Below are 16567 nucleotides of genomic sequence, written 5' to 3'. Positions count from 1 at the left end.
ACGTTACATACGTAGCACTGCTACAACTCACACTTTACGCAAGTTTCGTATCTAGTTTTCAGGGAATAATAATTCCTGAGACATATTATATAGCTTGGAGAGATACCCAAGTGGCTATAAGGGGACCCTCTGCTAAGGGGTTAGACTGCGTAAGTGGTGCGAGGGTTCGAATCCCTCTCTCTCCGCCAGATTCCAACTATATATGTCTTTGTATGGCGGCGTAGCTCAGCTGGCTAGAGCGTACGGTTCATACCCGTAAGGTCGGGGGTTCGAGCCCCTCCGCCGCTATTATCTTTACCACCCAGTANGGCGGTTCGATCCCGTCAGCCTCCACCATTTTTAAACAAATATGCCGTTGTAGCTCAACTGGTAGAGCAACTGACTTGTAATCAGTAGGTTGGGGGTTCAAGTCCTCTCGACGGCACCATTTTGGAGTTTCCGATTAATTATCGGGGGCCCTGGCAAACTTCAAACGCGGAGCCGTGGTGTAGAGGCCTAACATGCCTGCCTGTCACGCAGGAGACCGCGGGTTCGAATCCCGTCGGCTCCGCCATTATTATTTTTTTTTGCCCGAATTGGACAAACTACAAGTACATACATAAGGCTCGGTAGCTCAGTCGGTAGAGCAGAGGACTGAAAATCCTCGTGTCGGCGGTTCGATTCCGTCCCGAGCCATTGAGATGGTTGTGTTGCAGTCGCAGCATAGGCATCTCTTATCTGGAGGCTTAGTGAAGTGGCTAAACACGGCAGACTGTAAATCTGCTCTCTCCGAGTTCGGTGGTTCGAATCCATCAGCCTCCATTTTCCCTAAGAGCCATTAGCTCAGTTGGTAGAGCACCTGACTTTTAATCAGGGTGTCGTAGGTTCGAGTCCTACATGGCTCACTTTTCATACAAGCTGCAAAAGACCATGAAGGGTCTTTTTTTGTTCTCTTTTTAATAAAGAAAAGCATCCCCCTTTCGAGAGGATGCTTTTCTTTATTTCAATTTATCAGCCACGGATTGCATTTTTTGAGACATGGATGCCTGTTTATCCCGTCTATCGTCAATTTTGATGGAGGTCGAGACCCGCTCAGCCCCATGGATGAAAGGCACTTCGTGGACAGCGCGAATCACTTCCATAAGACGTTCCAAAGGGCCTTCCAAAATTGTTCCCATCGGTGTCATTTGAAAAGAAATGTCAGTGTACTTCTCTAATTCTCTGTGTAAATCAGCTACATAACCACTGAGGCTCGTTGTAGCCGTCCCAATGGGTATGATGGTGAACTCAGCTATAGCCATCGAATTGCTCATCTCCTTAGTGCACTAGGGGTATATTAGCCTATTGTAGATGACTTATAGCGAACTGTACAACCCATTCCTCAACTCATGATTAGAGGTGGCAAGATCAATTATGTAGTCGGCTGTGCGTGCAGCCAACGCCATAACGGTATTGGTTGGATTTCCTCCACTGGAGGTAACGAAGATGCTGGCGTCGCAGATGAACAGGTTCGCGATGTCATGACTTTGCCCATAAGAGTTGACGACGGAGGTTGCCGGATTACTTCCCATTCTACAACCTCCCATTAGATGAGCCGTATCCGGAACCACGAATTCGACTTGCCCGCCGGCTGCTTTGAGGATAAGTTTCATATTTTCGACCGCGTGATCGATAAGTTTGCGATCGTTATCGCCATAGCTGAATGTGACCGCTGCCCGCGGCATGCCATTGTCGTCTTTTTCATCAGAAAGCGAAACGTGATTGTTCCAATGCGGAAGTACTTCGCCAACCATAGTGAGACGTCCATAATGATTGTAATCGAGCATGACATGTCGCAGTTTTTCACCCCAAACAGGCCCTTCAATCGATTTACTGATACCTTCTGCCATACTGACTGGTCTGGATCCATGAGAATGTATCGTATACCCCCGAGCAAAGCCGCGCCGCAGGTCAGTCTCATAGAAATCTTGAGTGGAAGCCAGCACCGGAGTACCTTTATACAAGCGCACCTCTTGCTCGAATTTGGCATACACGTCATGACTGCTATGGGGCATGATGGCACGTCCGACCCAGCCGCTGCTATTGGCCAAACCGTCAGGAAATTGAGAATTAGCTGAATGCATCAGTAGACGTGGTGTTTCAACAACATAGGCGGAAAGGATGACAATTTTGGCCCGTTGGCGGTAAGTGACGCCCTCATGTACGAACAGAACGCCTGTCGCCTTACCGTTGTCATTTACCTCGATTTGGGTGACCATACAATCAGAGAGTACTTCAGCTCCGGCTTTAATGGCCTTAGGGATATGAACGATCAGCGTGCTGAATTTGGCGTTAGGCATGCATCCTTGATTACAGAAGCCCCGATTAATACAAGGCGGTCGACCTTCAAAGGGAGCCGATAAAATGGCGAGCGGCGTAGTGACAGACTGTATCCCCAGGCTCTCGCAGCCTTTTTGGAACAGATAGGCATTAGGGCTAAGGGGGTCTCTTTCCGGATAAGGGTAAGGTCCGTTAAAGTTGCCCCAAGGAAAATGTTTGGGCCCGGAGACGGCAATCTCTTTTTCGATTTTCGTGTAATAAGGCTCGAGATCCTTATAGTGAATGGGCCAGTCTTCACCGACACCATCAATGGATTTTGTCTTAAAATCGGATTCGTGAAAACGCAAAAAAACACCGGTAAAGTGCTGCGTGCCCCCGCCTATTCCTCGACCTGAGTTATTATGACCCATTGTTAGTGGATCGCTCCCTTCTACGAAACGGGTATCTTCCCACGCCAAGCTTTTCATGGCAAGCTCGTCACTCGCGAAATCTTTCTGCGGATCCCGCCATGGCCCGGCATCCAGAACGACCACCTGCAAGCCGGCTTCACTTAACTCTTTAGCCAGTACACCTCCGGCAGCTCCCGCACCGACGATCACGATATCGACTTCATCTTGTTCATGTCTCCATCTCATGGTTGTTTCATCGCCTCCCAAGGATCAACCTGCCCGATATCCGCTCTTACGTACCCACGTGGGTATGCAGGTCCACCATAGCCGATTTCTGACCACACCTGTGGATGGGAGTAATAGGCTTCTACCGTAAGTATCAGAATTTTTTGGAACAGTTCTTTTTGGGGAATGCCTTCCCAAGCCTCTGTTGGGGCCAAAGTACCGGCGCTAACCTCCTGCATGATCTGCCGCTGAGCAGATTCATCCAGCTGGAAGAAGGGGCGGCTGTCCTTCATCCATCCGGATTCGTCAATGGCTTTTAATCCTTCTCGCAGGAGCACCTTAGCAGGAGGCACTCCCTTTTTCCGCTGCCCCTCGCCTTTGTTTCTCGCCAGACTTTCGTCGATATGGCTCAATACGTATTGAATAATCTCCCCGCGATCGTCATTCATTAGCAGCGAACACCAAGCGCGAAGACATTCCGCTTCCACGGAGCTCAGAAAATGATACTTATGCTCATGCAATAATCTTGCATTCACGATAGATCGAGTATGTGCATCCCAGGCGTCCTGCTCCTCCATGACGTCATAGGAAGGATAATGCGTATGTTTGTTCATCGTTTTCACGCTCCATAGACGGCTATAAGGCCTAAAATACTCATCGCAGAGTATAGTAACGGCATGATGACGGGCGGCCCCATGAGGAAGTTACGAAGTGCATAACCGCCGACTCGCAAACCAACGCCTCTGAAATGAAAAAAGAAGCCGATTAAGCCTGCTAACGCTCCGACCCAAAAGCAAATTAAAGCTAAGGTGAACCAGCCGTTGCTGTTTATCAGTGTACTTAAGACCGAGGCGATACAAATCAAGGGAGACAGGATGACGGGTGCCCACATCGCTTTATTGTGAAAATTTTGCCGATAATGAGACATCGTTACTTGAATCCAGATGAATAGATAGGCTAAACCAACAAAGAGAATAACAATACGATCTAACGACCAGTTGCTCCAAGCCATATTTAGGACCTCCTATATGTTTGTCGAGGAAGGATTATGATTGGCGTATTTGCGGAAACGTCAGCCCGCCGTACGGGATAACTGCGACATTCACCGATGGTTTCGATAGGTGTGCGGCAAGAAATGAATTCAGGTCTGCGATGGGTTGAAATCCAAGCAAATGAGCTGAAGATGCAGGGATTTCAGAGTATAGGTACACTTCATGCTGCTTAAGTACTTTATCGATATGTTCAATTTTATGAGCCCCTAGTACAAATTGCTGTTTTAGTTTTTTGGTCATTACGGAGCGGTCCTGAATCGTTTCGATCCAATATTGAAAAATGCCGTTACCGTACAATTCCTCACATCTTGCCACTAAAATTATTGACCCGCCGGGATTTGTAATGGCGGCTGCATTCTTTAATGCTTTGATGGATTGGTAAAGCTGCGTGTCTTTTGGGTGTCCGCCTGGTGAGACGATAACCACATCGTAAAGGGTGGGGACTTCGACTAAAAAACTGCGGCGAACGATTTCGAGTCCGGCACGATGAGCAGCAATCACGTCTCCAGCTACAGCACCGAGCAGTTTGCGCTCATGATCGACAATCACATTAAGCAGATAGTGCACGGGGAGGAACTGCAGAGCTTCTTCCATATCTTCACGTATGGTGGTCTCAGCAACTCCAACTTGAGCTTTAAATTGCTGCGATAAGCTGTGATTATGTTCAATGGCAGGAGCCGATGCGACACCAGGGAAAAGAGCTTTCACACCACCGGAGACACCAACTAAGGCGTGTGGCTCTAGATTTCCTGTAACTATACGGAAGTCTGCATCTACGACGTACTTGTTGATTTCGACAGGCGTACCACGGCGTGTAACACCAACTCGAACACAATCTTCCGGTAGAGAGGAATGATTCATAACAGGGATACGCTTATACACGGCTTCGCCTACCAACAAAATCAGTTCTTCTTCCGTTTGTTTGCGGTGAACACCGAGAGCGACGATTATGCGGATATGCGCATCCGGGATTCCGGCAGCGTTCAATCGCTGCAGCAGAGCTTCAAGGAATAAATAGCTCGGGCATAATCGGGTCGAATCGCTAATCAAAATAACGGCGTTATTGCGTCCTTTCGCCTCTTCTTCTAGAGGACGACAGCCATGCGGGTGTTCCAATGCGCTAGCGATGCAATCGTTAGGAGCAAAATCGGGGCGACGATAATTTACCCAATCTGGCTGAATGCCGGGAGGAAACCTTAACGGGATGGTTCCTTTCCCATATGGAAGGGATTGTATAGGGAAAGCCTCCTCTCACAGTTCTACCGTCTAATTATTTCCATTTATCTGAAGTTTATGAGTCGATACATGAAGGGTTGGTTAATTCCCCATAGCACGGAGGTGTGGGAGGGTTCTTTCACATAGTGGCAGGTACATATGATACAATGTAAAAAGATAGATATATAGAAAATGATGATGGTATAGGAGAGAGACAGATGGATTGGGAGCGAATCAAAGAGCGTTTGGAAGCGGTTTTACAGGCACCTATGCACATTTATTTGTTACCCGAGGCGGAATGGAATCGTCTGATTGAGGAGCAGCAAGAAGAAGATCAATCAAGCTTCAACAACTTCAATCGAAGTGTGCTTCGTGGTCAAGAAGTATTGTTTTACCTGGCTAAGGAAAACAAAGACATTCGTATTCTTCAAGTATCTGAAATCCCGCTAACAGCAGCCGAACGTAAACTAGTGGAGCTCGCGCTGGAGTCCAAACAAACACAGGAGCGTAAACATTGGGGCTCCTATTTGTCAGAGGATGAAAGGAAAGCGCATCAACTAAGAGAATGGCTCTTGCAGCAATTGGAGCGGGGGGCTACTCATGCGGAGTTGCCGGATGCCCTAGCTTCTCAATCCTCTCTTTACTCCACCAAAATTCCTCTGCTGTTATATGGAGACTACTCCCAAAATCAGAGTGTCTCATATGCAGAGCTAAAGAAGCTGCTAGAGTCGTTCTTCGAGGCGGAAATCATTCTCATCCCTTTGATGGACAAAGAGTGGCTGATACTTGCCCCGGAAGGCTTACTGACGAGCGGCAGCGAAGAACGAGACGGCGACGACGAAGAGAGTGTCGAACAAATTCTTGATGCGCTTGGATCGGGACTGTTTGAAATGTTGGCCAATGAATGGGTAGGGGAGTGCCATTTGGCCATTGGCTACCCGGTAAAGCCGGCAAAATCGTTGTTCGGGTCCATACTCCAATTACGCGAGACGATCATGCTGGGACGTTCGTTCCATGTCGGCAGCTTCGTCCATCTCCCTTGGGAGCTTCGTCTGGAAAAACTTCTTCATCTTATACATGAAGATGAAAAAAACGAATTTCTGGAGCAAGTGCTGCGCGGCACCGATCATGCGCTTGATTCGGAAACCGTGACGACATTAGAGCATTTTTTTGCCCTCGATTGTAACGTCAGCGAGACCGCGAAGAAGCTGTACATTCATCGCAACACCTTGTTATACCGGCTGGATAAGTTTAAGCATGAGACGGGTTTGGATGTTAGAACCTTTAATCATGCGGTTTTGGTAAGGTTGGCCTTATTATTGTACAAAGTAACGAAAAGAAAGTGATTTTTTTGTAGGGATTGTGCATAGTCAGTCTGAGGGTTGTGGGGTAAGATGATTGTAGTGAATTGCTATATACGAATTCTCGATAAACCGTAGGGGGAATGAAACCATGGCAGGCGTACGTTTAAACCATATCGTAAAAAGATATTCCGGTGCAGAAGAATCCACTGTAAAAGATTTTCATCTTGAAGTCGAAGATAAAGAGTTCGTTGTATTGGTTGGAGCATCCGGTTGCGGAAAATCCACAACTCTTCGTATGATCGCAGGATTAGAAGAAATTACAGAAGGCGAACTTTACATCGGCGACCGCCTTGTTAACGACGTGGCTCCTAAAGACCGCGACATCGCGATGGTATTCCAATCCTATGCCCTTTACCCGCATATGACCGTTTATCAAAATATGGCATTCGGTTTGAAACTCCGTAAGTTCAAAAAAGCAGATATCGATGCTCGCGTTCGCGAAGCAGCGAAAATCTTGGATATCGTACATTTGCTGGACCGTAAGCCAAAAGCTCTTTCCGGTGGTCAGCGTCAACGTGTTGCCTTGGGTCGTGCGATTGTCCGTGAACCACAAGTGTTCTTGATGGACGAACCGCTTTCCAACTTGGATGCGAAACTTCGCGTACAAATGCGCGCAGAGATTACAAAATTGACAAAGCGTCTTGGTGTAACGACAATCTACGTAACGCATGACCAAACAGAAGCTATGACAATGGGCGATCGTATCGTTGTTATGGATAAAGGTATCATTCAACAAGCTGCTACTCCTGAAGAAATCTATAACCACCCTGTTAACATGTTCGTTGCAGGTTTCATCGGATCTCCATCCATGAACTTCTTGAACGGTACATTGTCGGCAGATGGCGGTTCCGTATACTTCAAAACAAACGGCGTGAACATTGAAGTTCCAGCTGGTAAAGCACAAGTGCTGAAAGATAAAGGCTTCGTAGGTAAAGAAGTAATTCTGGGTGTTCGTCCGGAAGATATCCACGAAGAGCCAGTATTCCTGGAAGCTTCTCCGAATACAATCGTAAACGTAAACGTTGAGTTGACTGAGAACCTTGGTCACGAAATGTACTTGTACCTCAACGGAATCGGCAGCGGCACAGTGATCGCTCGTGTTGATGGCCGTGCAAGCATCAAAGAAGGTACGAATGTGAAATTGGCTCTGGACATGAACAAAGTTCATTTCTTCGATAAAGAGTCCACATTGTCCATCTTGGCTAATCACTAATATAAATGTTTCAAATAGATGGGCCAGCCGTTATCGGCTGGCTTTTTCAATTGTTTTTACTGCTTCAAGAACACTTTAGTTGATTTCATATAGGGTTTCCATTACGATGAAACTATTGGATATACATAGATAATGCGAATGAAGTTCGTTTTGCGCTTAAGCAAAAGTCGAAGGAGATAGGTTGATGGCGAAAAAAGTAAAGGTTTCCGATTTGGTGGAACAGTTTCATATGGAGGTACTTGCAGGAGAGGCTGGATTGAAACGACCGATTACCACAGCCGATCTGTATCGTCCGGGCTTAGAGATGGCCGGATATTTTAACTACCACCCGCGCGAACGTATTCAAATGCTCGGCAAAACCGAAGTTACATTTATGGAAATGTTAACAACCGGTGTTCGCCGAAACCGCGCCGAGCAACTATGCGCACCAGAGGAAACCCCTTGCATTATCGTGACGAGAGGGTTTGATGTTCCCGCGGAGCTGCTCGAGGAAGCCTCTAAGCGTGATCTTCCGCTTCTAAGAACCCAAGTATCAACAACGATCTTTGCAAGCAGATTAACGGGTTTCCTGGAAAACAAATTAGCGCCGAGTACAACCATTCACGGCGTGCTTGTAGATGTATACGGCGTCGGGATGCTGATTACGGGCAGCAGCGGTATCGGGAAAAGTGAAACAGCCCTCGAACTTGTCAAAAGAGGGCATCGGTTGATTGCCGATGATGCGGTTGAGATCCGTCAAACAGCTGACAAAGTGCTTACGGGGAATGCCCCGGAATTGATTCGCCATTTGCTCGAAATTCGCGGAGTAGGCATTATTAATATGATGACACTTTTTGGAGCCGGTGCCGTCCGTAATGTGAAGAAAATTTCGGTTGTCGTAAAGCTGGAGAACTGGCAGCAAGATAAACAATATGACCGGTTAGGGCTCGATGAAGAATTAACTCGAATTATTGATACTGATCTGCCGCTGGTAACCATTCCGGTAAGACCGGGTCGAAACTTGGCCGTTATCGTTGAAGTGGCCGCGATGAACTATCGTTTGAAGCGGATGGGGTATAACGCAGCACTTCAATTTACGAACAAACTGACCGAATCGTTGTCGGAAGATTATGAGGATTTTGATTGAATGGATACTCGCGCCTAGAAGGAGGCACAAATTAGATTATGCTCAATAAGATTGCTTTTTCAATCGGCCCAATCGACGTGCATTGGTATGGGATCATTTTAGGTACGGCTGCATTAGTAGGGCTATTGCTCGTTATTCAAGAAGGTAAACGTTTTGGCATTGTGCCGGATTTTTTTATGGATTTATTATTGATTGGCGTACCGTCAGCTATCGTAGGCGCCAGAATTTATTATGTGGCTTTTCAATGGTCTGATTATAAGAACAATTTAGCGGAAATATTTATGATATGGCATGGCGGTATCGCGATTTACGGAGCGTTAATCGGAGCGATTATCGGTGGTTATTTTTATTTTAAAGCAAAAGGGTACCCCTTCTGGAGGATCGTGGATATTTGTGCTCCGGGTCTGATTGTAGGTCAAATGATCGGTCGTTGGGGAAACTTCGTGAATCAGGAAGCCCACGGCGGCCCCGTTGAGGAGTCCTTCCTGCGCAATACCCTGCATTTGCCGAATTTTATCGTGAATCAGATGAATATCGAGGGTGTATTTTATCATCCGACATTTTTGTACGAGTCTCTATGGAACCTGGTGGGGCTGCTTCTCTTGCTCTGGCTCCGCCGAAGACCGTTCATGCGGGCAGGCGAGCTGTTTTTCAGTTATTTTATCTGGTATTCAATTGGCCGTTTCTTCGTAGAAGGACTGCGTACGGATAGTCTTGATTTCACGGGTCCAACTTGGCTTGCTTCTATCATGAACGCGCTGTGGTCACCGATGACGCTTGTCTTTGAACCGGGTGTGATGACGTACGGAGGCAATGTACGCATCTCTCAATTGTTAGCCGTGCTTATCGTTATTGCGGCAATTATCATCATTATTGTTAGAAGGAAAAAAGGATTCGCCAACGAGCACTATGCGGATCCGATCATCTCATCCAAAGCACCCGCGGTGAACGCAAAGGCACAGGATGAAGAGCTTGACACCAAAGGAGCCGACTATGATTCGAACCGTACTGTTTGATTTGGATGGCACGATTGTAGATACGAATGAGTTGATCGTTCAATCTTTTATTCACAGCCTAGAGGGAGAAACACCCGAACCCGTAACTAGAGAATTGATTATTCCGAATATGGGACGCCCGCTTGTAGAGCAGATGGAATTTTTCACAGGCAAAAAAGAGGTCGAAGCGGTGATTCAGAAGTACCGCACCTTCAATTTGTCCAAGCACGATGAATTGGTTAAAGAATTCCCGAACGTTCGTTTGGTGATGGAGAAGCTGCATACGAATGGGATCAAGATCGGTATCGTAACCAGTAAAATTCGCCAAACAACGTTAATGGGACTGAAGTTATGCGGACTTGAAGCGTTTGTCAGCACGATTGTGACGGTCGAAGATGTGAAGAAGCCGAAGCCAAATCCGGAAGGCATTCTCGCAGCTCTCGACACATTGGGCAGCTCGAAGGAAGAGTCAGTGATGGTTGGAGACAGCCATTATGACATTGAAGCAGCACATAATGCCGGGGTGACTTCGGTAGGCGTATCTTGGTCGTGGAAGGGCCGGACTTATCTCGAAACATATAAGCCGGATTACCTCATTGACGATATGCTCGAGCTCCTGCCGATCGTAGGATTGGCTTCGGATGTGAAGGCTGATTGAGAAGAACGGACAAGTATCCGGTCGAGGGTCCTAACGCATTGTGGCAGATTTATCACACGGTCAGTAAGTGGAAGGCGATGCGTAATTTTGTTTTTATTCAAATTAGCCGCTATTCGCCTTCCCTCCGTGTGAAAAACTGGATTTATCGTAATGTGCTCGGCATGAAGGTCGGAGAGCATACGGCTTTTGCCTTGATGGTGATGGTGGATGTCTTTTTTCCGGAAAAAATTTTTGTGGGAAATAATACAATCATTGGCTATAACACAACGATCCTGGCCCATGAATACTTAACAAAAGAGTATCGACTGGGAGAGGTACATATTGGTTCCCATGTTTTGGTAGGGGCGAATACGACGATATTGCCTGGCGTCACCATCGGTGATCACGCAGTCGTCGGAGCGGGTTCGGTCGTGCACAAAGACGTGGCGCCATACAGTTTTGTTGCGGGAAATCCGCTTCAGGTCATCCGCGAAGGGCATAATGAAAAGTAAGGAGTTGTACGCTAGAAGTACAACTCTTTTTTCTTTGTTTGGACAAGGAAAGGCGATTGACGGTCATGGGGTTCCGTGTTAAAATTACTACATTCTTTATTTTGGTAGTATGGTAGCGCACTAAAGTGTTTATTTCTAGATGTTGAGGTGAGACGGTGTCTAAGCCAAAAGTGTTTGAGAAGCCGATTGGGGTCAAAGATTATTTACCCGAGGCGGTAGCAAAGCTTCGAGCCATTGAATTCCGCGTATTGGCGTGCATGGAACGTTGGGGTTACAACCAAATCATTACGCCTACGTTAGAATATTACGATACAGTTGGAGTGGCGAGCTCCACAGAAGATAAAAAGCTGTTCAAACTTCTTGACCGCAAGGGGAAGACGCTTGTATTACGTTCTGAACTGACCGCGCCGATCGCTCGCGTCGCTTCATCTTTGTTAAAAGAGGTTGCTTTTCCGCTTCGACTTTCCTACCATTCGAATGTGTTTCGGGCGATTGAAGAGGAAGCTGGACGCGACTCGGAGTTTTTCCAGACGGGTGTAGAACTTGTCGGCGATGCTTCATCGGAAGCGGATGCCGAAGTGGTGGCGCTAGCCATCGCGTCGCTGCAAGCAGCAGGTGTGGATACGTTTAAAATTGCGCTCGGACACGTGGGTTTCCTAAACGGGTTGTTCCAAGAAACGCTGCCGGGCCGCACAGATGAGCAGCAAGCGCTCAAGGAGCATTTGCTTAACCGTGATTATGTAGGGTATCGGGAAGCCATCAAGTCCTTATCGTTAACTCCTGAGGTTGAGCGTGAGCTTGCAGGGGTGCTTCGCTTAAGAGGCGGCGATGAGATTTGTGAGCAAGCACGTCATGTGTCGAAGGATCCGATTGCTCAGGATGCAATTCGCCATCTGTGTGAGGTGTGGGATGTCCTAAAGGCTTACGGTGTGAGCGAACATGTTGTCATCGATTTAACGATGATAGGAGATTTTTCTTATTACACGGGCATGACTTTTGAAGGGTATGCGGCTGATTTAGGCTTCCCAGTATGCAGCGGCGGCCGTTATGATAATCTGCTGAGCCAATTCGGGCGTCCTGCGCCAGCGACCGGATTTGCATTGAAAACGAACCGGATTCTTGAGGTAACCGGCAAGGAAGCCTTAGAACAACCTGCTCGTGTACTCATTGCCTATGATGTCGAGCATCGGGAAGAAGCGTTGAAGCTGGCCAAGGAGAAGCGTGAGCAAGGCTATGTATCGGCGATTACGCAATTGGTGACAGAGCCGGCTTCCTGGTCTGGTGCTGTTGTGAAGCGGGAAGATGGACAGTATGAGATTCATGGAATCCTGTTTCAAGATATCGTTACATTGCTCTCGAGGTAAATCGCTTCATAGGAGGGAGGATACTCCATTTTCGTAAGCTTAAAGGAGGTATAGCAAGATGGAAGAAATCTTGAAAGTAGCGATGCCAAAAGGCCGTATCTATAAACAGGCAGCGAAGCTGTTTCATAAAGCGGGGCTGCCGATCCCGGAGGATCTGGAAGAAGGACGCCGGTTGATCATTCCGGTGCCTGAGGCAAGAATGGAATTTATTTTGGCCAAACCGGTCGATGTACCGACCTATGTTGAATACGGGGTTGCCGATATCGGCGTTGTCGGCAAGGACGTGCTAATGGAGGAGAACCGCAACGTCTATGAGTTGCTGGATCTCGGCATCGCGCGCTGCCGGATGTCCGTTATTGGGCTGCCGGATTGGAAGCCGGTGATTAATCCGCGTGTGGCGACGAAGTATCCGAATGTCGCCTCGCAATATTTTCGCGAGCAGGGGCAGCAGGTTGAGGTCATCAAGCTGAACGGCTCGATCGAGCTCGCGCCGCTGATTGGGCTGGCCGACCGGATCGTCGATATGGTCGAAACCGGGCAGACGCTCAAGGAGAACGGCCTTGTGGAGCAAGAGGAGATTTTTCAAATCACGAGCCGGCTGATTGCCAATCGGGTCAGCTACCGGATGAAGAACGAATCGATTCAGCGATTGTGCGATCTGTTGCAGGCGGTTTTGCCTGTTCCGGTGAAGCTGTAATCGGGAGCGAACTGATCCTAAATAATAGGAAAAACTAACGGTAATTTGACAGTTATATGAGGATTAGAGTGATTAACAGGAATTTCTATCTTAATTCGCAGGATGTCGTTGACTTAGAAATACATGAGAAAGAGAAAGGATGATGGAGATGCGGATACTTCCCGCCTCGGAATTTCAGTTGAAGCGCGAGGTCGAATACGGCTCGCCCGAGCAAAATGAGACCGTCCGCCGCATCATCGATGAGGTGCGGCAGGACGGAGATGCAGCGCTGCGTCGCATGGCGCAGCGCTATGATGGGGTTGCCGTCAGCGAGCTTCGCGTGACGGACGAGGAAGTGCAGGCGGCGTACGCGCAGGTCGACGCCGGCTTCGTGGCGGCGCTGCGGCAGGCCGCCGCCAACATTCGTGCGTTTCATGAGAAGCAGAAACGCACGTCGTGGATGGACCTGCAGGCGGACGGCAGCCTGCTGGGCCAAATCATCCGACCGCTGAAGCGGGTCGGATTGTATGTGCCCGGAGGGAAGGCGGCGTACCCGTCCTCCGTGCTCATGAACGCCATCCCCGCACTCGTGGCGGGGGTGCCGGAGATCGCGATGGTGACGCCTCCGGCCACCGCGGGCGAAGAAGGCATCAACCCGCATATCCTCGTGGCGGCAGCCGAAGCGGGTGTGAAGGAGATCTACCGCGTAGGCGGAGCGCAGGCTGTAGCCGCGCTGGCCTACGGCACGGAATCGATCCCGGCAGTCGACAAGATCGTCGGGCCTGGCAATATCTACGTGGCGCTTGCTAAGCGCTTCGTCTACGGGGTCGTCGACATCGACATGATCGCCGGGCCGACGGATATTGTCGTGCTGGCGGATGAGCACGCCGACCCTGAGTATATCGCCGCTGACCTGCTCGCGCAGGCGGAGCATGATGAGATGTCACCAGCGATCCTGGTGACACCTTCACAGGAGCTTGCCGAGTCGGTCAAGCTTGAACTATGGCGGCAGCTGGACGTGCTGCCGAAGAAAGCGATCGCCGCCGTGTCCACATCCACCAAGGGAGCTATACTCCTTGTGGATAACTTGGACGAGGGCGTGGACGTCGTGAATCGTCTGGCGCCGGAGCACTGCGAGCTGCTCGTACAGGAGCCGTTTAACCTGCTGCCTCGCATTGAGAATGCAGGTGCTATTTTCCTCGGCGCCTACAGCACGGAGCCGGTGGGCGATTATTTCGCTGGGCCGAATCATGTGCTGCCGACGAACGGTACGGCAAGATTCTCGTCACCACTTAACGTGGACGATTTTCTTAAGAAATCAAGCGTCATTCACTATAGCAAGGAAGCGCTGCTCGCGAATGGCGATATGATCATGACACTGGCCCGCAATGAAGGGCTGGAAGGTCACGCGCGGGCCGTCGAGGTAAGACTTAAGAAGGAAGGGAAGTTGAAATAGATGGCTGAACAAGAGAAGGCTTTGGCAACTCGCTCGGCGAGCGTAGCCCGCAAAACGAACGAAACCGATATCGCGTTAACGTTTCAAGTCGACGGGACCGGGGTTTCGGAACTTCAAACAGATGTGCCTTTTTTGAATCATATGCTCGATCTTTTTACTAAACATGGCCAGTTTAACCTAAATGTGGTGGCCAAAGGCGATATCGAGATTGATGATCATCACACGGTTGAGGATATCGGAATTTGTCTGGGGCAGACGCTGCGCGAAGCGCTGGGTGACAAAAAAGGCATCAAGCGTTATGCCAACGTGTTCATCCCAATGGACGAGGCGCTTGCCCAGGTCGCCATCGATATTAGCAACCGTCCGCATCTTGAATATCGTGCGCAGTATCCTTCGCAGCTTGTAGGCAGCTTCGATACGCAGCTGGTACATGAGTTTCTGTGGAAACTGGCGCTTGAAGCCCGTATCACGCTGCATGTTATCGTGCACTACGGTCACAACACGCATCATATGATTGAAGCGGTATTTAAAGCTTTAGGCCGTGCGCTGGATGAAGCGACATCGATCGATCCTCGTGTGCAGGGGGTTCCTTCGACGAAGGGGGTGCTCTAAAATGATTGCAATTATTGACTACGGTATGGGCAATTTACATAGCGTAAGCAAAGCGGTGGAACGACTGGGTCACGAAGCCATTGTGACGGGCGACCCGGAGCAAATTCTCGCTGCAGACGGAGCGATCCTTCCCGGCGTCGGCGCTTTCGGCGATGCGATGGAGAATTTACGCAACACCGGTTTGCGCGATGTAGTCATCCGTTATGCGGAATCAGGCAAGCCGCTGCTCGGCATCTGTCTCGGTATGCAACTGCTGTTCTCCAGCAGCGAGGAGTACGGCGAACATGAAGGGCTCGGCCTTTTGCCGGGCACGGTGATTCGTTTTCGCGGCGATTACAAGGTGCCGCACATGGGATGGAACCGTTTGAGCTACAAGCAAGCTGGCAGTCCGCTTTTCAGTGGTATTGAGGAGGGACACGTTTACTTCGTGCACTCTTTCCATGCGAAGCCTGAGCGCGAGAGTGACTTGCTTGCGGTGACGAATTACTTTCAGCCAGTAACGGCTATTGTTGGCCGTGGTAACGTGTACGGCATGCAGTTCCACCCGGAAAAGAGCGGGGATATCGGCATGCGGCTGCTCGGAAATTATTTGAAGCTGGCCGAATCGGCTATGCCTACCTCAACTTGAAAAGGGTCGTTTATCGTGAAATTCAGACCATGTATTGATCTCCATCAAGGTAAAGTGAAACAGATTGTCGGTGAAACCCTACAGCCGGACGTGAGCGGCGTTGTGGAAAATTTCGTTTCCGAGCATACGCCGGGCTACTATGCATCTATGTATCGCGAGGATGGCCTTGAAGGCGGCCATGTGATCATGCTCGGCGGAGGCAACGAAGAGGCGGCTGCAGAAGCTTTGCGGGCCTACCCTGGCGGCCTTCAGATCGGTGGCGGAATTCGTGCGGATAACGCGGATATGTATTTGGAGCTTGGAGCTTCGCACGTTATCGTGACTTCATATATTTTTCAGGACGGCAAATTGAACTGGGATCATCTTGAGGCCATCGCCGCCAAGGTGGGACCCGAACGGCTTGTGATCGACCTCAGCTGCAAAGAGCGGGATGGCAAGTATTATGTGGTCACCAATCAATGGCGCACATTCAGCGATTTTGAGGTGAGCCTTTCCGGAATCGCCAAGCTGGAGCCTTATTGCAAGGAGTTCCTGATTCACGCGGTGGACGTGGAAGGGAAGCGTCAGGGCGTTCAGGAGAAATTGGCGGCCCAATTGGCGGAATGGACGACGATTCCGACGACTTATGCCGGGGGTGCACGATCGCTGGACGATCTGGCGAGGTTCCGGGACATCACCGGCGGGCGGCTCGACATTACGATCGGAAGCGCCCTGGATATTTTCGGCGGCGAACTTCCATACCGCGATGTATTGGCATATTGCCGGACGCTTGAGTCTTAAAATCTTTTTCAAGAAAGGAGATGCA

General features: G+C 49.3%; 17 protein-coding genes and 7 tRNA genes. 19 read left to right on the top strand and 5 right to left on the bottom strand.

The genetic code is table 11. The features are described 5' to 3' along the window. The first annotated feature begins 96 nt into the window (after positions 1-96). The 7 genes from ACFQZT_RS20990 to ACFQZT_RS20960 all read left to right on the top strand — a co-directional run bounded on the left by ACFQZT_RS20990 (position 97) and on the right by ACFQZT_RS20960 (position 884). Positions 97-188 (top strand) — tRNA-Ser (locus tag ACFQZT_RS20990). A 26-nt stretch (positions 189-214) separates the two neighbouring features. Next, positions 215-288: transfer RNA gene (locus tag ACFQZT_RS20985), tRNA-Met, on the top strand. 63 nt (positions 289-351) lie between these two features. Next, positions 352-427, top strand: a tRNA-Thr gene (locus ACFQZT_RS20980). A 49-nt stretch (positions 428-476) separates the two neighbouring features. Continuing rightward, positions 477-553, top strand: a tRNA-Asp gene (locus ACFQZT_RS20975). A 49-nt stretch (positions 554-602) separates the two neighbouring features. Next, a tRNA-Phe gene (locus ACFQZT_RS20970) sits at positions 603-675 on the top strand. A gap of 44 nt (positions 676-719) precedes the next feature. Then, positions 720-801 (top strand) — tRNA-Tyr (locus ACFQZT_RS20965). A 10-nt stretch (positions 802-811) separates the two neighbouring features. After that, positions 812-884: transfer RNA gene (locus ACFQZT_RS20960), tRNA-Lys, on the top strand. 93 nt (positions 885-977) lie between these two features. Here ACFQZT_RS20960 and ACFQZT_RS20955 read toward each other — a convergent pair. Genes ACFQZT_RS20955 through ACFQZT_RS20935 form a run of 5 tightly spaced genes read right to left on the bottom strand, consistent with a single transcriptional unit; the run spans position 978 to position 5146 of the window. After that, a complete protein-coding gene (locus tag ACFQZT_RS20955; RefSeq protein WP_379302793.1) occupies positions 978-1280 on the bottom strand; it encodes an MTH1187 family thiamine-binding protein in 303 nt (100 codons plus the stop codon). Between the two features lie 54 nt (positions 1281-1334). Further along, positions 1335-2933: a GMC family oxidoreductase gene (locus tag ACFQZT_RS20950; RefSeq protein ID WP_379302792.1), complete on the bottom strand. Its 1599-nt coding sequence runs from the start codon at positions 2931-2933 to the stop codon at positions 1335-1337. Then, positions 2930-3526 carry a gluconate 2-dehydrogenase subunit 3 family protein gene (locus tag ACFQZT_RS20945; protein WP_379302791.1) on the bottom strand — a complete coding sequence of 199 codons (597 nt, stop codon included), beginning with the start codon at positions 3524-3526 and terminating at the stop codon, positions 2930-2932. The genes ACFQZT_RS20950 and ACFQZT_RS20945 overlap by 4 nt, the downstream gene beginning before the upstream one ends. A 5-nt stretch (positions 3527-3531) precedes the next feature. Then, a complete protein-coding gene (locus ACFQZT_RS20940) occupies positions 3532-3924 on the bottom strand; it encodes a hypothetical protein (RefSeq protein ID WP_379302790.1) in 393 nt (130 codons plus the stop codon). 34 nt (positions 3925-3958) lie between these two features. Then, entirely contained in the window at positions 3959-5146 is a 1188-nt protein-coding gene (locus ACFQZT_RS20935) for a nickel-dependent lactate racemase family protein (protein WP_460872206.1), read from the bottom strand. 251 nt (positions 5147-5397) lie between these two features. On the opposite strand from ACFQZT_RS20935, the gene ACFQZT_RS20930 reads away from it, so the two are divergent. The 12 genes from ACFQZT_RS20930 (at position 5398) to hisA (ending at position 16542) form a co-directional block, all read left to right on the top strand. Beyond that, complete coding sequence (locus tag ACFQZT_RS20930) at positions 5398-6525, top strand: PucR family transcriptional regulator (RefSeq protein WP_379302789.1); 1128 nt, start codon at positions 5398-5400, stop codon at positions 6523-6525. 106 nt (positions 6526-6631) lie between these two features. After that, positions 6632-7756 (top strand): ABC transporter ATP-binding protein, encoded by a 1125-nt coding sequence (locus ACFQZT_RS20925; RefSeq protein WP_379302788.1) that lies wholly within the window; start codon positions 6632-6634, stop codon positions 7754-7756. A gap of 184 nt (positions 7757-7940) precedes the next feature. Then, entirely contained in the window at positions 7941-8882 is a 942-nt protein-coding gene (gene hprK / locus ACFQZT_RS20920; protein WP_379302787.1) for an HPr(Ser) kinase/phosphatase, read from the top strand. Positions 8883-8920: 38 nt separating this feature from the next. Then, on the top strand, positions 8921-9898 hold the full coding sequence (lgt, locus tag ACFQZT_RS20915; protein WP_379302786.1) for a prolipoprotein diacylglyceryl transferase: 978 nt from the start codon (positions 8921-8923) through the stop codon (positions 9896-9898). Next, entirely contained in the window at positions 9876-10535 is a 660-nt protein-coding gene (gene ppaX, locus ACFQZT_RS20910) for a pyrophosphatase PpaX (protein WP_379302785.1), read from the top strand. Before lgt ends, ppaX begins: the two co-directional genes overlap by 23 nt. After that, positions 10532-11026, top strand: coding sequence for an acyltransferase (locus ACFQZT_RS20905; RefSeq protein ID WP_379302784.1), 495 nt, complete (start codon positions 10532-10534; stop codon positions 11024-11026). The genes ppaX and ACFQZT_RS20905 overlap by 4 nt, the downstream gene beginning before the upstream one ends. A gap of 155 nt (positions 11027-11181) precedes the next feature. Next, a complete protein-coding gene (locus tag ACFQZT_RS20900; RefSeq protein ID WP_379302783.1) occupies positions 11182-12390 on the top strand; it encodes an ATP phosphoribosyltransferase regulatory subunit in 1209 nt (402 codons plus the stop codon). Positions 12391-12448: 58 nt separating this feature from the next. Next, positions 12449-13087, top strand: a complete 639-nt coding sequence (gene hisG / locus ACFQZT_RS20895; protein ID WP_379302782.1) for an ATP phosphoribosyltransferase — start codon at positions 12449-12451, stop codon at positions 13085-13087. 148 nt (positions 13088-13235) lie between these two features. Continuing rightward, complete coding sequence (gene hisD / locus ACFQZT_RS20890; protein ID WP_379302796.1) at positions 13236-14522, top strand: histidinol dehydrogenase; 1287 nt, start codon at positions 13236-13238, stop codon at positions 14520-14522. Beyond that, positions 14523-15134, top strand: coding sequence for an imidazoleglycerol-phosphate dehydratase HisB (gene hisB / locus ACFQZT_RS20885; protein WP_379302781.1), 612 nt, complete (start codon positions 14523-14525; stop codon positions 15132-15134). A 1-nt stretch (position 15135) separates the two neighbouring features. Next, positions 15136-15762 (top strand): imidazole glycerol phosphate synthase subunit HisH, encoded by a 627-nt coding sequence (gene hisH / locus ACFQZT_RS20880; RefSeq protein ID WP_379302780.1) that lies wholly within the window; start codon positions 15136-15138, stop codon positions 15760-15762. Positions 15763-15777: 15 nt separating this feature from the next. After that, a complete protein-coding gene (gene hisA / locus ACFQZT_RS20875; protein ID WP_379302779.1) occupies positions 15778-16542 on the top strand; it encodes a phosphoribosylformimino-5-aminoimidazole carboxamide ribotide isomerase in 765 nt (254 codons plus the stop codon). Positions 16543-16567: the final 25 nt, after the last annotated feature.

It is taken from the genome of Paenibacillus sp. GCM10027628 (assembly GCF_042676385.1).
Taxonomy (GTDB): Bacteria; Bacillota; Bacilli; order Paenibacillales; family NBRC-103111; genus Paenibacillus_E.
The sequence above is the reverse complement of the archived record's forward strand: the minus strand, read 5'-3'. Positions and strand labels throughout refer to the sequence as shown.